11 protein-coding genes are annotated in these 15,010 nt (G+C 71.0%); 6 read left to right on the forward strand and 5 right to left on the reverse strand.

Annotated elements, in window-relative coordinates; translation table 11 throughout:
- Positions 1 to 125 precede the first annotated feature (125 nt).
- Positions 126 to 1,100 carry a hypothetical protein gene (locus WA762_RS16510; RefSeq protein WP_335936486.1) on the forward strand — a complete coding sequence of 325 codons (975 nt, stop codon included), beginning with the start codon at positions 126 to 128 and terminating at the stop codon, positions 1,098 to 1,100.
- Positions 1,101 to 1,414: 314 nt separating this feature from the next.
- Here WA762_RS16510 and WA762_RS16515 read toward each other — a convergent pair whose 3' ends face one another.
- Both WA762_RS16515 and WA762_RS16520 read right to left on the reverse strand, forming a co-directional pair.
- Positions 1,415 to 3,529 (reverse strand): MMPL family transporter, encoded by a 2,115-nt coding sequence (locus WA762_RS16515; RefSeq protein ID WP_335936487.1) that lies wholly within the window; start codon positions 3,527 to 3,529, stop codon positions 1,415 to 1,417.
- 188 nt (positions 3,530 to 3,717) lie between these two features.
- A complete protein-coding gene (locus WA762_RS16520; RefSeq protein WP_335936488.1) occupies positions 3,718 to 4,599 on the reverse strand; it encodes an LLM class F420-dependent oxidoreductase in 882 nt (293 codons plus the stop codon).
- A gap of 638 nt (positions 4,600 to 5,237) precedes the next feature.
- Here WA762_RS16520 and WA762_RS16525 point away from each other — a divergent pair.
- Positions 5,238 to 6,833: an FAD-binding oxidoreductase gene (locus WA762_RS16525; RefSeq protein ID WP_335936489.1), complete on the forward strand. Its 1,596-nt coding sequence runs from the start codon at positions 5,238 to 5,240 to the stop codon at positions 6,831 to 6,833.
- A gap of 218 nt (positions 6,834 to 7,051) precedes the next feature.
- Here WA762_RS16525 and WA762_RS16530 read toward each other — a convergent pair whose 3' ends face one another.
- Complete coding sequence (locus WA762_RS16530) at positions 7,052 to 7,438, reverse strand: VOC family protein (protein ID WP_335936490.1); 387 nt, start codon at positions 7,436 to 7,438, stop codon at positions 7,052 to 7,054.
- 93 nt (positions 7,439 to 7,531) lie between these two features.
- On the opposite strand from WA762_RS16530, the gene WA762_RS16535 reads away from it, so the two are divergent.
- Positions 7,532 to 8,467 (forward strand): helix-turn-helix transcriptional regulator, encoded by a 936-nt coding sequence (locus WA762_RS16535; protein ID WP_335936491.1) that lies wholly within the window; start codon positions 7,532 to 7,534, stop codon positions 8,465 to 8,467.
- A gap of 515 nt (positions 8,468 to 8,982) precedes the next feature.
- Here the strand turns inward: WA762_RS16535 and WA762_RS16540 are convergent.
- Positions 8,983 to 10,659, reverse strand: coding sequence for an MFS transporter (locus WA762_RS16540; RefSeq protein ID WP_335936492.1), 1,677 nt, complete (start codon positions 10,657 to 10,659; stop codon positions 8,983 to 8,985).
- A 278-nt stretch (positions 10,660 to 10,937) separates the two neighbouring features.
- Here WA762_RS16540 and WA762_RS16545 point away from each other — a divergent pair, with 278 nt between their 5' ends.
- Together WA762_RS16545 and WA762_RS16550 are read left to right on the forward strand one after the other, a co-directional pair.
- Entirely contained in the window at positions 10,938 to 11,375 is a 438-nt protein-coding gene (locus WA762_RS16545) for an enediyne antibiotic chromoprotein (RefSeq protein WP_335936493.1), read from the forward strand.
- Between the two features lie 451 nt (positions 11,376 to 11,826).
- The gene (locus WA762_RS16550) at positions 11,827 to 13,161 is read left to right on the forward strand and encodes an acyltransferase family protein (RefSeq protein ID WP_335936494.1); all 1,335 of its coding nucleotides are present in this window, start codon (positions 11,827 to 11,829) and stop codon (positions 13,159 to 13,161) included.
- A gap of 349 nt (positions 13,162 to 13,510) precedes the next feature.
- Here the strand turns inward: WA762_RS16550 and WA762_RS16555 are convergent, their stop codons facing one another.
- The gene (locus WA762_RS16555; RefSeq protein ID WP_335936495.1) at positions 13,511 to 13,894 is read right to left on the reverse strand and encodes a DUF1801 domain-containing protein; all 384 of its coding nucleotides are present in this window, start codon (positions 13,892 to 13,894) and stop codon (positions 13,511 to 13,513) included.
- Between the two features lie 277 nt (positions 13,895 to 14,171).
- Between WA762_RS16555 and WA762_RS16560 the strand changes: the two genes are divergently transcribed.
- Positions 14,172 to 14,960 (forward strand): alpha/beta fold hydrolase, encoded by a 789-nt coding sequence (locus WA762_RS16560; protein ID WP_335936496.1) that lies wholly within the window; start codon positions 14,172 to 14,174, stop codon positions 14,958 to 14,960.
- Positions 14,961 to 15,010 lie beyond the last annotated feature (50 nt).

Below are 15,010 nucleotides of genomic sequence, written 5' to 3' on the forward strand. Positions count from 1 at the left end.
CCGTGCCGGGCGGTGGCCGGTTCGACGTCGGTCCTGTGCCCGTCCGGCGGCGTCGGGCATCGATTCGGTGCGGAAGGTGGGTAGGGCGGTATCGAATCGAACGGTAGAGAGGGAAGGGACACGCGATGACCCCTGCACAGCCGAAGGACCCGGGACCGCCCGCGGCCGGTGGTTCCCCCGCCGAGCCGGACCCCGCCGCCGGAAACGCCGCGTTCGACGGTCCCGCCGCCGGAGACGTCTCGTTGGAGGACACCGCCGCCGGGGGCATGACCCCGTTCGACGACATCTACGACCAGCCGGATCCGCGCGCGTACTTCCGCGCGCTGGGGCCGTGGGAGTACCGGACGCCCCACCACGCGCAGGGCGTCTTCCGGCGCGTGCTCGACGCCCGCGCACCCGAGCGGGACCCGGCGGGGTCGGCCGCGGTGCTGGACCTCTGCTGCTCGTACGGCTTCAACGCCGCTCTGCTCAACCATCATCTGACCTGGGACGACCTGCACGTCCACTACACCTCGCCGCAGGCCGCCGCGCTGACTCCCGCCGAGCTGATCGAGTGGGACAAGGAGTTCTACGCGGCCCGGCGACGCCCGGACGCGGTGCGCGTCATCGGCCTGGACGCCGCCCCTCGCGCCATCTCCTACGCACGTGCCGTGGGCCTGCTGGACGAGGGGTTCGCGGAGAACCTGGAGACCGCGCCGGCCGGCCCGGCCCTGCGCCGGGCCGTACGGCACACGCGGCTGATCACGATCACCGGCGGGGCCAGCTTTCTGTCGCCGCGCACCTTCCGGCCCCTCCTGGAGAGCGTCGACGGCCCGGTGTGGGTCGCCTCGTTCGTGCTGCGCACCGGCTCCTACCAGTCCATCGCCGACTGTCTGACGTCGTACGGCCTCACCACCGAGAAGGCCACCGGGCGCACCTTCCCGCAACGCCGCTTCACCAGCGAGCGGGAACGGCGGTACGCGGTCGCCGCGGTGGGCGCGGCCGGTGAGGACCCGAGCGGCAAGGAGACCGACGGGTACTTCCACACCGCGTTGTATCTGTCGCGTCCCGCGGCGGACGCGGCAAAGACGCCGCTGTCCGCCCTCGTGCCACCGGCCTGACCCGGCTTCGGTCCCGCCGCCCCGGGCCGGCCCCACGGTCCCGGGCCGGGCCCACGGTCCCGGGCCGGGCCCACCGTTTCCGAAACGGGCCGGACCCGGTACGGCGTGGAACGCGCGGTCAGGTGCCGGTACGCGGCACGAGGGCGCACGCGCGCGCTCCGGGGCACGGCGTCGGCCGCCGTACCCCGGAGCGCGGTCGGTCCGGACCCGTTCGCAGGTGACTCACGGGTGACTCACGAGTGATCGCAGGTGATTCACGGGTGATCGCGGTGTCTCACGGGTGATCGCGGGTGATCGCGGGTGATTCGCGTTGGTCAGACGCGTTCCAGATCACGCTCCGGGTCGTCCTCGGACGGCGTGCCCGCGGACCGCGCCGACGCCGGTGCGGCCGTGGCCAGCGCGCCCGGCCACCACCAGCGGCGGCCCAGGTCGAGCGCGAGGGCCGGCACCAGGACCGTGCGGACCAGGAACGTGTCGATCAGGATGCCGATGCCGACGACCACGCCCATCTGGGCCATGGACACCAGCGGGAGCCCCGCGAACACGGCGAAGGTCGCGGCCAGCACCAGGCCCGCCGAGGTGATGACGCCTCCGGTGCTGCTGAGGCCGGTGATGACGCCCCGCCGGTGGCCGTGCAGGGCGGCCTCCTCCTTGACCCGGTGCATGAGGAAGATGTTGTAGTCGATGCCGAGCGCCACGAGGAAGACGAAGCCGAGCAACGGGATCGTCCAGTCCACCCCGGAGTAGCCCATGATGTGCTCGAAGTAGAGGTTGGCAGCGCCGAGGGCGGCGAAGTACGAGACGACGACCGTCGCCAGCAGCAGCACCGGGGCGACGACCGCCCGCAGCAGCCAGACCAGCACGATCAGGACGACGAGCAGGACCAGCGGAGCGACGACCGACAGGTCGCGTTCGGTGGCGAGCTGCTTGTCCAGGGCCTGGGCCGCGGTTCCGCCGACCAGTGCGTCGGTGTGCTTCCGCAGGTCCTTGACGGCGTCCTTGGCGGCGTCGCTGTCCGGGGTGCCCGGAAGGACCGCGGACAACTGGGTGAGACCGCCGTCCTGGGTGCGGCCGACGACCTTGACGTCCGAGACCCCCTTCGTGCTCTCGGCCGCCTTCGTCACCGCGTCCACCTCGGAGGTCTTCGCGATGATGATCGCCGGGTCGCCGGCTCCCGACGGGAAGTGCGCGGAAAGCGTCTCCTGGGCGACGACGGACTCCGGCTTGTTCTGGAACCAGTCGGTCTGGGCCAGGCCCATGTTGATGCCGAAGGCACTGAGCGCGAGGACAGCGGTGACGGCGAGCGACATCAGCCAGGAGCGGCGGGGGTGGGCGGCCACGGCGTTGCCGACGCGCTCCCAGACCGTACGGGACTTGTGGACGGGCGTGCCGTGGCGCGGCACCAGCGGCCAGAACACCCAGCGCCCGCAGATGACGAGCAGCGCCGGAAGGGCGGTGATCATCGCGAGGAAGCCGCAGATCACACCGATCACACCGACCAGGCCCATGGAACGGGAGGAGTTGATGTCCGCGAAACCGAGGCAGGCCAGGCCGACCGCGATGGTGCCGGCGGAGGCGAGGATCGCCGGGCCGGAGCGGCGCAGGGCGGTCTTCATCGCCTCGTGGCGGTCCTCCTGGAGGTGGAGTTCCTCGCGGTAGCGGGCGATGAGCAGCAGCGCGTAGTCCGTGCCGATGCCGAAGACCAGCACCATCAGGACGCCGGAACTCTGCGGGTCGACCTGGAGTCCGGCGTACTTGGCGAACAGGTAGGTGCCGGCCTGGGTCAGCACGGAGGCGAATCCGACGGCGAGCACCGGGACCAGCCACAGCACCGGGCTGCGGTAGGTGAGCAGGAGCAGGACGATGACGATGAGGCCGGTGGCCATCATCAGGGTGCCGTCGAGCGAGTCGAAGACCGTGAACGCGTCGGCGGTGGCGCCGCCGGGACCGCCGACCTCGGTGTCGAGGCCGGGCGGCGCGTGGGCGGCCGCGACGCTGCGGATCTCGTCGACCTTGTCGGCGAGGACGGCCTGGTCCTTGCCCGACAGCGGCACGACGAGCATCAGCGCCTTGCCGTCGGCGGAGGCGATGGCCGGCGGCACCTGCTGGCCCTTCGCGGCGATGTCGGCGAAGGCGGTGCGGTCGGCGTCGACCTTCTGCCGGACCTCGTCGGTGAGGGCGCCCTCGGTGCTGTAGACGGCGACCGCGGGAAGCAGATCGTCGGTGCGGAACTTCTCCAGCTCCGTGTTGACCTGCGCGGATTCGGCTCCGCGCGGCAGGAACGCGTTGGCGCTGGTGTCCTGGACCTCGCCCAGCTTGCCCGCCAGTGCGCCGAGCGCCATGGCAGCGATCAGCCAGGCCGCGAGGACCAGCCATTTTCCACGTCGGCCGCCGGGTACGGCGACCGCTCGATCGAGCCATGCTCGCATGGGGGAACTCTCCTTAGACATGGGGACGTTGTGCTCTCACATAGACATGTGGGCGGGAGAGAACTCATCGTCCCGAGCGTTCATCCGTGCGGACAACTTCCAGATTGCGCGGTTTCCGGCATGCGGCAGTGCCCGCGAAGGCGTCGCTCCGCGGGCACTGCCGGACACCGGGATCAGCGGGGACGGCACTACGCGTCGGCCACCGCGGGGATCACCTTCTCCCCGATGATCTCGACCTGTCGCACCGGCTCCGGGCCGGAGAGGATGCCGATCGCCGTGCGGATGCCGAGCCCGGTCAACTGCCTTAGCAGCGCGGTGAGTTCGTCGGCCTTCGCAACGTCGCCGATGACATCGACGGGGAGGATGACGGTCTTCTCGATGGCGTCGTAGTCGCGGCCCTCGGCGTCGCAGTGCCTGCGCAGCACGTCCAGCTTGTCCGCCAGATCGGGCGAGGGGTAGAGGTTGCAGGCGTCCGCGTAGCGGGCGACCAGGCGCAGCGTCTTCTGCTCCCCGCCGCCGCCGATGAGGATCGGCGGGTGCGGGCGGGTCAGGCTCTGCGGGACGTTCAGCGGGCGCTCCAGGCGGTAGTGCTCGCCCTCGAACGGCTTCTCGTCGCCGCGCTCGCCCTGCCAGAGGCTCAGGCAGATCCGGATGGCCTCCTCGACCCGTTCGAAGCGCTCCGCCGTCGAGGGATAGGCGATGCCCATGCCGACGGCCTCGTCCTCGTACCAGCCCGCGCCGATGCCCAGCATCGCCCGGCCGCCGGAGAGCACGTCGAGGGTGGTCACCATCTTGGCCAGCACGGCCGGTTCGCGGAAGTGCACTCCGGCGACGACGGGCGCGAGCAGGACGCGCTTCGTGTGCGCGGCGATGACGCCGAGCGTGGTGAAGCATTCGAGCACCGGCTGCTCGGGTCCGCCGGCGTGGGGCCCCTGCCAGAGGTGGTCACCGACCCCGATCAGGGAGAATCCGGCGTCGTCGGCGGTGCGGGCTATCCCCGCGACCGTCTCGCCCATCCGGGCCGGGCCGCCCTCCCATGCGAACTCGCCAAGTTCCAAGCCAACCTTCACGCCACGCCTCCTGTACTCGGTCATCGGTCCGGCGCCGAGTACCACCGCGAACCAGCAGGGCTCGGGGACTCGGGGATGCGGTTGTGATGGTGGCACCCGGGGGGTTCGCCGGTCCTCTCCTGGATTGCGGTGTTCCCGCCGCGGTCCGTCCGACGGCCCGCGGCGCCTCGCTCGTGCGGCCCGGCGGCGGCCCACTCATGCGGGCTGCGACGCCTCACTCGTACGGGCCGACGATGCCCTACTCGTACGGCCCGGCGGCGTCCCATTCGTGCGGCGTGCGCGCCGGCCCGGCGGCCACCGCCATGATGGCCGCGACCTCGCCGCATACAGCACGCGGGGAGAAGACACCGTGTACGTCCCGGAGGCAGGCTTCTCCACGTCGAGTCGGCTCCGGCCCCGGTACCGGCCCTGGCCCCGTCACACGACTTCGGCCCCGGCTCCGGCTCCGGCCCTGGCGCGGGCACGATCACGCCACGACGCCGGTACCGGTACCGACGCCGACTCCGCGCATGACCACGGCACGGACGCCGGCACCCGGCCCGACACCCCGAGCCCGAGCCGGACCCCGACCCCGCCCCGACACCCGAGCCCGACCACCGAACCGTGGCGTCGTCGCCACACGCCTTGGAGGTAGCAACGTGACCGCTGTGGAGTTCCGGGAATCCCAGACCGGGCGATCCGCCGGAGAGGACGGCGGCGACGCCGCGCAGGCGCCCGCCGCGGCGCTGGGCCTGTCCGTCATCACCGCGGACGACCCGAGGTACGAGAGCCTGCGGCGGGGCAGCAACCACCGGTTCGTCGGCAACCTCGACTACGTGTGCGTGGCGACCACCACCGACCAGGTCGTCGAAGCGGTGAACAGGGCCGTCGCCGAGGGCAGGCGGATCACCGTCCGCAGCGGCGGTCACGGCTTCGAGGGCGCCGCGTCCACGGACGGCGGTGTGCTGCTGGACATGTCGGAGATGACCGGGGTGTCCTTCGACCCGGCGCGGCGCGCGTTCGCGATCGAGGTGGGCGCGACCCTCGGGCACGTCTACCGCGTGCTGTTCAAGGGCTGGAACGTGACGCTCCCCGCGGGCGAGTGCACCGAGGTCGGGGTGGGCGGCCACTTCGTCGGCGGCGGCTTCGGTCCGCTGTCGCGGCGGCTGGGCTCGGTGGTCGACTACATCAGCGCCGTGGAGGTCGTGGTCGTCGACGAGGACGGGCGGGCCCGTGCCGTCGTCGCCACCGACGACCCCGCCGATCCGCACCACGACCTGTGGTGGGCGCACACCGGCGCGGGCGGCGGGAGCTTCGGCGTGGTCACCCGCTACTGGGTGCGCTCCCCCGGCGCCACCTCCTCGGACCCGGCCGAGCTGCTGCCGAAGGCGCCGGGCACCTGGCGCACCATGAACCTGGCGTGGCCGTGGGACGCGGTGTCGGAACAGGACTTCGCCCGGATCGTCGGCAACGTCGGCGACTGGTTCGAGCGCAACAGCGCGCCCGGTGCGCCGGGCGCCCAGATCATGGCGTTCTTCTACGCGTCGCACCGCGACGGCGGAATCCTGTCGATCGGCGCGATGGTCGACGAAGCGGTCCCGGGCGGGGCGGACGTGATCCGGGGGTACTTCGACGCGGTGTGCGAGGGCGTCGACATCGAGCCGATGCGGCACGAGAACCTCAAGCCCTGGCTGTACTTCTCCGCCTACCCGAACTACGGCGACATCGGCAACCAGGACGTGCGCCGCATCAAGATCAAGGCGGCGTATCTGCGCAAGGGCTACAAGGAGGAGCAGCTGGCGACGGTCTACCGGCACCTGACGTCCGGGGGCGAGCACAACCCGTACCACTTCATCCTGATCGGGTACGGCGGCCAGGTGAACGCGGTCGCCCCCGACGCGACGGCCATCGCGCAGCGCGACTCGATCATGAAGGCCGCGTTCATGGGGGCCTGGGCCGACGAGGCCGAGGACGCCACCCACATCGGCAAGCTCCGGGAGTTCTACGGCGACGTGTACGCGGAGACCGGGGGCGTGCCGGTACCCGGCGAGATCAACGACGGCTCGTACATCAACTACCCCGACGCCGACCTCGCCGACCCGCGATGGAACACCTCCGGGGTGCCCTGGTACACGCTCTACTACAAGGAGAACTACGCGCGGTTGCAGCAGGTCAAGAAGCGTTACGACCCTCGCGACGAGTTCCGCCACAAGCTGTCCATCAGACTGCCTGAGCAGCCCGAGCAGCCCGCGTAGCCCGACCGTCCGCGTAGCCCGACCACCCGTCCGCGCGCCCGTGGACGCGGCCCGCGCTCCGGCACACGTCCGTGAGCGCGGGCCGGCCGAGTGTTCCTACAGCCGACGACCGACCTGCCACGCTGGTTTCGCGGCAACCTGACTGCCCCGGCGGGACAGCACGGGTGCGCTGCCCCAATCCGGGTGCGCACTCGGAGTCATCGGTTTGCGGGTCGTGCTCAGACCAGGGTGGAAATGCAGAACGGGTGACCTGCGGGGTCCAGCAGGACTCGCCACCGGTCGGGGTCCGGCTGGAATTCGGGCTTGACGGCCCCCAGGGCGATGAGCCGGGCCTGGGCGGCATCCAAGTCGTCGACGCCCAGTTCGATGTGGGCCTGCTTTTCCTGGGTCGGGTCCGGCCAGGTGGGACGGCGGTAGTCGGACAGGCGGTTGAATCCCAGTCCGGCCGCGCCCTCCTGGCCGAGCAGGACGAAGTGGTCGCTGGAGAAGACGACGGGCAGGCCGAGGACCTCGCCGTAGAAGCGGGCCAGTTCGACGGGGTCCGGGCAGTCGAAGGTGACCGCCGAGTAGCGGAACGTGGGTGTGGAAGTGTTTCCGGTGCTCATGGAGAAGACGCTACGGCGGGACCAGGACAGATTCGGTCCTGGTCATGTGGAACACTTGCAGATGTGATCAGCGCGTCCGCTCGTCTACTGCGAATGGTCTCCTTGCTGGCCGCCCGGCCGTCGTGGACCTGCGGTGAGCTGGCCGACCGGATGGCGGTCACCGAGCGCACCGTGCGGCGGGACATCGCCAAGCTCCGTGAGCTCGGCTACGCCATCGAGTCCGATCCCGGTCCATGGGGCGGCTATCGCCTCCGCGCCGGCTCCCGGATACCGCCGCTGATCCTCGATGACGAAGAAGCACTTGCCGTGGCTGTCGGGTTGCGCGAGGCGGCGTTGAGCGGCGTTCTCGGCGGCGACCAGGCCGCGCTGTCGGCGCTGCTGAAACTGCGGCAGATTCTGCCGCAGCGGATCGCCGACCGGGTGGGCGAGATGGACGCCGCCTTCGTGCACACCCCCAGACCCGGCGAGCCGCAGATCAGGCCCGGCATGCTGCTGGAACTGGCCGCCGCATGCCGCCGGGGCGAGCGCGCCCGACTGTCGTACCGCGATCGGGAAGGAAAAGCCACGGTCCGGGACGTCGACCCGTACCGGCTCGTCCACACGGACCGCCGGTGGTATTTCGTCGCCCGGGACGTGACGCGCGGCCAATGGCGGACCTTCCGGGCCGACAGGGTCGACCGACTACAGCCAACGGGGCACCGGGTGGAAGTCATCGACCCACCCGACCCGGCGCTGCTGGTCTCCCGCTCCGTCGCGACCGGCCCCTATCCGCTCTCAGCGAGGATCCGCCTCCCTGTGTCCATGGATCAAGCCCTGCGGCTGATCCCGTCGACAGTCGGTTCCCACCGTCCCGAAGGCCCCGACGCCACGATCGTCGACATCGGTGGCCCCGACGCGGATGGGCTCGCCAGGTACCTCCTCAGCCTGGCCACACCCCTGCGAGTCCTGTCACCGGAGGCCGTACGACAGGCCCTGCTGCGTCGTACCCGGGAACTCTTCGAGGACAACGCGAACGTTCTGTCCCGGTAGTGCCGTTCGGTGACCTCATGACCGCCCGGAATGAGGTTGGTCCAGAGCCCGAGTCGGCTCCCTGCCGGCGGCTCGCGCGGCTTCGAGCTCCTCGGCGATGGCGCAGGAGATCTGCCGGGATGGGCTTCCAACACCCAAGCCGGAGCAGCCTTGTTCACGACGGCATGAACCAGGACGTCCGCACGGCGGCGAGCACCTTGTTGATCCCCGCCCCGGACCGGCTGCGTGCCCGGTCCGGGCGCCACCACCCGACGCTGACCGCCGTTTCCCGGGGTCCACTTCAGCCAGCGCATGAACAGCCCCGCGAACGGGGTCGTGAACGGCGTCGCCCAGTCGCCCCGTCGCCCGTACGGGACCGGTGCAGGGCCGGTACGGCGACGGGCCCCCGGCCGGTGGCCGGTACGGCGACGGGCCCCCGGCCGGCGGGAGTGCCGGTCGGGGGCCCTGGGGCGGAGATTCAGGGTCGGGAGGGCGGTGGTGCGGTGGATTCGCGCGGTGGCGTCGGCGGGTGCGGGTCAGGCCCGGCCCGGGAGCCCCGCGTCCTTCTGGACGGCGACCGGTTCGCCGTCCGTTCCGGAGGTTTGAACGGCGGTCTTCGCGCCGGGCGTGCCGTCCGCCTCCGGGGCGGCGCCCGTCGGCGCGTCCTCGTCCGGCGCCGGGTCCTCCTCGGCCTGGCCGATCGGCGGAACGTGCTTCAGCAGAAGTACGAAGGCGAGGCCGGCCGCGGCGATCAGGACCGCGCCGACGGCGGCCACACTGTGCAGACCGGCCATGAACGCCTCACGGACCGGGTCGGACAGGGCCGCGGCGAGCTTGTCGGGAAGGCTCGCCGCCGCGCCCGAGGCGCCGGCCACGCTGTCGCGGACGGCGTCGGCCGCGGCGGCCGGGAGGCCCGCGGGCACCTGGTCCGCGATCTCGTTCCGATAGACGGCGAGCCCCAGCGTGCCCAGCGTCGCGACGCCGAGGGCGGCGCCGAACTCGTTGCCCAGCTGCGACATCGAGCCGGCCGAGCCCGCCTTCTCCGGCGGGACGACCTCGACGACCAGGTTGGTGCCGAGGGCCACGACCGGGGTGCCGAAGAACGAGAAGAGGGCGAAGCCCACGATCAGCGTGGCCGTTCCGGATCCGGTGCCCATCCGCGCGAGCACCAGGAGCACGGCCACCACACCGGCCAGGCCCCCGCCCACCACATAGGCCGGGCGTATCTTGCGGGCCAGCATCGGCGTCACCATGAAGCCCACGGTGGCCAGCGCCATGCTGGGCATCAGGCCGAGCGCCGCCTTGAGCGGGGACAGTCCCTGCACGGACTGGAAGTACTGGGTCAGCAGCAGCATGACCGTGCCGCCCACCACGCTGTTGGCCAGCATGCCGACGAGCGCGGCGCTGAACCGGCTGTGCGCGAACAGGCCCACGTCCAGCAGCGGTTCGCTGAGCGTGCGCTGGCGGCGGACGAACAGCACGCCCAGCGCCACACCGACGACGAGCGCGATCACCGGCACCGGATGCCAGCCGTTGCGGGCCAGCTCCTTGATGCCGTAGATGACGGGAACGCTGGCGCCCAGGGTGAGCACGACGCTCAGCGGGTCGAGCTTGCCCGCGTTCTCGTTGCGGAACTCCGGCAGCAGCTTCGGTCCGGCGATCAGCAGCAGCACCATGGCGGGCACCCCGAGCAGGAACACCGACCCCCACCAGAAGTGCTCCAGCATCACCCCGCCGATGATGGGCCCGATGATGGCGCCCAGCGGGAAGAGGCTGGCCCACACACTGATGGCCATGGCGCGCTGCTTGGGGTCCATGAAGAGGTTGCTGATCAGCGCCAGCGTCGACGGCGTCAGCGTGGCGCCGGCGATGCCGAGGGCGACGCGCGCGGCGATCAGCATGCCGGGGCTGGTGGAGAACGCGGCCAGCACCGAGGCGGCCCCGAAGGCCGCGGCACCGATGAGCAGGAGCTTGCGGCGGCCGATGCGGTCGCCGAGCGTGCCCATGGTGACCAGGAAGCCGACGATCATGAATCCGTAGATGTCCATGATCCACAGCTGCTGGGTGCTGTTCGCGTGGAGATCCACCGCCAGATGCGGCAGCGCCAGGAGAAGTACGAAGACATCGAGGGCCACGAGCAGGGTGGGCAGGGAGAGGACCGCGAGCCCCAGCCACTCCTTCCGCCCGGCCCGGGGCGGATCGCCAACAGTCATGCTTCCTCAGCTTTCGTCGTCTGGGCGGGCCCGGTTTCTCGCACCCGGCTCTCCGGAATCACCAGAATCACCGAGCAGCGTCTCGCGCGCGGGGAGTCCGGCGCATCTTCAGGCGTGCTCGATTTTCGGATCGACGACTGTTCCCAGCCATTACCAGGGGCCTTTCGTCCAGCGCAATTTGGAAGATGAGAGCGACTTAGGCAAGTCATTAGCGTTCATGGCGAACGGTTCTTCCGGAACTTCGAGTTCCTTCCCCCTCTGCGAAATGGAGAAATGACATGAGCGTGAAGACCAAGGCCGGCCTCATCGTCCGCGCCGGCGCCACCGCCGCCGCCGCGATCGGTCTCGCGGTGGGTCTGCAGTCCTCCGCCATGGCCGCCCCCTCGGTGTCGGTGACCCCCGCGAGCGGCCTGGCCGACGGCACGGCGGTCACCCTCACGGCGACCGGCCTGACGCCTGGCACCGTGTACCACGTCGGCCAGTGCTCGTACGTCGAGTCCAACGTGGCGGCCTGCAACCCGGCGACCTCGGTGGACGCCACCGCCGACGCCTCCGGCAAGGTCACCGCGCAGATCAAGGTGTACACGAAGTTCGACGGCGTCACCGGTGCGCAGGGCACGCCGTGGGGCACGGTGGACTGCAAGGCGCGCACCTGTGCCGTGGGTCTGGGCAGCGACTCGGGCGAGGGAGGTTCGCAGAACATCTCCTTCTCGTAAGCGGCAGCGGAGAGCAGACGGCCCGCCCGGTGCCGGGTCCCCTCGGGGGCCCGGCACCGGGCCCTCTCCGTTTACGGCGTCCGCCCCGCGCGAAGACGTTCCCTTCCCGGACTCCAAGCTCCGGATTCCGGATTCCGGATTCCAAGCTCCGGACTCCGGCTCCGGGCTCCGGGCTCCGGGCTCGCCGGGCTCCGGGCTCCGCGTTCCTCCGTTCCGTACCCCGCCGCGCGGCCCATGCGCCGTGATATGTCCTGCGGGCGGAATGCCGTCATGTGCCGAGCCGGGTGAATTCCCCCGCACCGGTGACAAAAGCCCGCACAGGCGGCGCGGACCCGGTCGCGCATCGCCCAAACAAAATCACCGGACGATCGAGAAAGAGCGCAATCCAGAGGATGCCGCTGGAATTGAACCACGCAGATCCTGAACGGGCCTTCGAACAGAGGAGCTCTTCGTGGTCAATGCCAACGGGGCCGTCGCACCGGCCCAGAGAACAAGACGTGTCGGGCGGCTCGACGGCGTCCGCGCGCTGTGCGCCCTCGCGGTGACCGCCGTGCACGTCTCCTTCACGGCGGGCGTCATGGGCGCCTACGCCGTTCCTCCGGGCAACGAGAAGCTGGCCGTCCTGCTGGCCGGGCTGCGGCCGATCGCCCTCGGCCCCTTCTTCGTGCTCTCCGGCATGCTGCTCTACCGCCCGTTCGCCCGCTGGACCCTCCGCGGGACCCCCCGGCCGGCGGTCGGGCCCTTCCTGGTGAAGCGGCTGGCCCGGCTGTGGCCCGCCTACATCCTGCTGTCGCTGGCCTGCGTGTTCCTGATCAACTACGACGCCATCGACGGCGTGTGGTACGTGCTGCGCCCGATCCTGATGCTCCAGGTGTACGACTACACGTGGATACCCGGCATGGACCCGGCCTGGACCGTCCCCGCGGAGATGCAGTATTACCTGGCGCTCCCGCTCCTCGCCGTGCTGATGCACTGGCTGGCCCGGGGCACCGACGACCCGGTCCGCAAGGCGCGCCGGATGATGATCCCGCCGGTCCTCATGGTGATCGGTTCCGCCGTGTGGACGTACTACATCCACCGGCCCGCCATGGGCCCGTTCCCGAAGCAGTACTGGTGGCCGCTGGCCGTGGGCGGCGCGTTCGCCCTCGGCATGGCGATGGCCGTCCTCCATGTGCTGGCGGAGATGCGCCCCGACCGGAAGCCCGCCCTGTACCGCATCGCCGCCCGGCGACCCAACCTCCTGTGGCTGGGCGCGCTGGTCGTCTACGCCGTCAACTGCGCGCAGCCGTTCGGGCGTCCCGGTTACGGGGACTACGAGCCGCTGAAGCTCGCCGTCGTGCAGTACTTCCTGCTGCTGGCCTTCTCGTATCTGGTCGTGATGCCGCTGTCCATTCCGGAGGTGAAGTCGCGCACCATCGACGCGATCGTGGACAACCCGGTGACGCGCTACCTGGGCCGCATCTCGTACGGCATCTATCTGTGGCACTTCGCGGTCATGTACTTCTGGTTCGAGAGCGGCAACATCTTCGGCAGCACGCCCGCGCTGATGGACAAGCTGCGCGGCACGATCGGCTTCCCCGAGCTGATGACCGCCGTCACCATCGGCACCATCATCGTGGCGTCGGTCAGTCACTACGTCGTCGAACGCCCGATCCTGAACGCGGTGGGCCGTTGGACGGCGCGCCGTGACGCCGCCGCCCCGCAGTCCGTACCGGTGGTCCCGCCCAGGTCCGGGCCGGGACGGGAGGACGCGGCCGCCTCCGAGCGCACCCCGGTGAGCCGATAGCCGGTAGCCGACAGCGGTCATCGGTGACCGACGGCTCGGCCCGGCGGGCCGGTGGCCGCCGGGCGCGTTCCGCCAGGTCCCGGCCGGTGCCCGGGCCCCGTCCCTTCCGGACGGGGTACCGGGCCGGCCGGGACCGCCTCCGGGGCGTGCCGTCGCCGACGGCATACGCGCAAGGAGCCGGAAGCGTACGCGCAAGGGGCCTGGGGCCCCGCCGGCGGCGCACGTACGGGAAGCCGGGGCCCGGCGGCGCACGCACGAGAAGCCCGAGAGCCGTCCGGCTTTCGGGCTTCCGCCTGTCAGGAACGTCTGCGCGCCGACCGCGGCGAACGCATCGGACGCATCGAACGCGTCAGGACTTCGCGAGCTCCGCGCGCTCCAGCTCGCCCGCCTGCTTCAGCCAGTCGGTGAAGAGGGCCTCGTCGATCTCGTCGACGGAGGTCAGCTTGACCTGCCCCATGATGCGCGCGCCGGGCTGCAGACGGCCGGACGGGTCGTTGAGCTCCTGTGCGCGCCAGAATCCGAAGGTCACGTACTTCGAGTACGCCCTGACGTAGCAGACCGGCCCCTTGCCGGGGGCCTCACCGACGCTCCAGGTGGGCGCCTGGTGGTAGACCGCCGAGTTCGCGTCGGGCAGCGCGGCGTCGATGACGGGCAGCAGCTTCTCGACGACGTCGCGCAGCGGCCCGGCGGCAAGACCGGCCACATAGTCCTCGACGGGCGCGAACTTCCCCATGGTTATCCCTACTTCCTCTGGTTCGGAGCAGCCCGTCCAGCCTCACACACGGACGCGGCCGGAGCATCTTCTGGATTGCTGCGTTTCCCGGATCGCCAGCCCGGGCCGCCGGCGCGTCGGGGCGGGAGCGACGGTGCGGGGGCGGGAGCGACGGTGCGTCGGGGGCGGAAGCGACGCAGCAATCCTGAAGATGCGAACACGGTTCGCCGCGCGGCACGCTGGATGGGTCAGGACAGAACGTCCGCGTTCGCACACGGCCTTGAGTCTCAGGAGAACAATGAACACAGTCCAGTCCGCCGACGGAACCGCGATCGCCTACGACCGTTCCGGCGAAGGGGAGCCGCTCATCCTGATCGGTGGGTCGTTCAGCGAGCGCTCCCACCCGACGATGTCGCAGCTGGCCGCGGAGCTGTCCCAGCACTTCACCGTCTTCAACTACGACCGCCGCGGCCGCGGGGACAGCGGTGACGCCGCCGAGTACGCGGTCGAGCGCGAGATCGAGGACCTCGCGGCGCTCATCGCCGAGGCCGGTGGTTCGGTGAAGGTCTTCGGCCTGTCCGCGGGCGGCGCCCTGGCCCTCAAGGCCGTGGCGAACGGGGTCGAGGGAATCACCAAGCTGGCCCTCTACGACCCGCCGTTCGTCGTCGGTGAGGGCGGCCCGCGTCCGCCGGCCGGTTTCACCGAGCAGCTCAAGGAGCTCACGGACGCCGACCGTCGCGGTGACGCGGTGGAGCTCTTCATGACCAAGGGCATGGGCGCACCGGCCGAGGGGGTCGCCCAGATGCGGTTCGCGCCCTTCTGGCAGGGCCTGGAGGCGCTGGCCCACACACTGTCGTACGACACCACGATCCTCGGTGACGACCTCGCGCTGCCGACGTACCTCGACTCGGTGAAGGTCCCCACGTTCGTGGTCTACGGCGGCAACGCCGCTCCGTGGCTGCACAACTCGGCGCGCGCGCTCGCCGAGGCGCTGCCGGAGGGCCGCCACCACGCGCTGCCGGACCAGGACATCGCCGTGGACCCGGCGGCTCTCGCGCCGGAGCTGAAGAACTTCTACGCCGGCTGAGTCCCCCCATCAGGGCTGTCCCGTAGTCGCCGACGGGCCGCCCGACCGGG

The organism is Streptomyces tyrfis (assembly GCF_037034285.1).
Classification (GTDB): Bacteria; Actinomycetota; Actinomycetes; order Streptomycetales; family Streptomycetaceae; genus Streptomyces.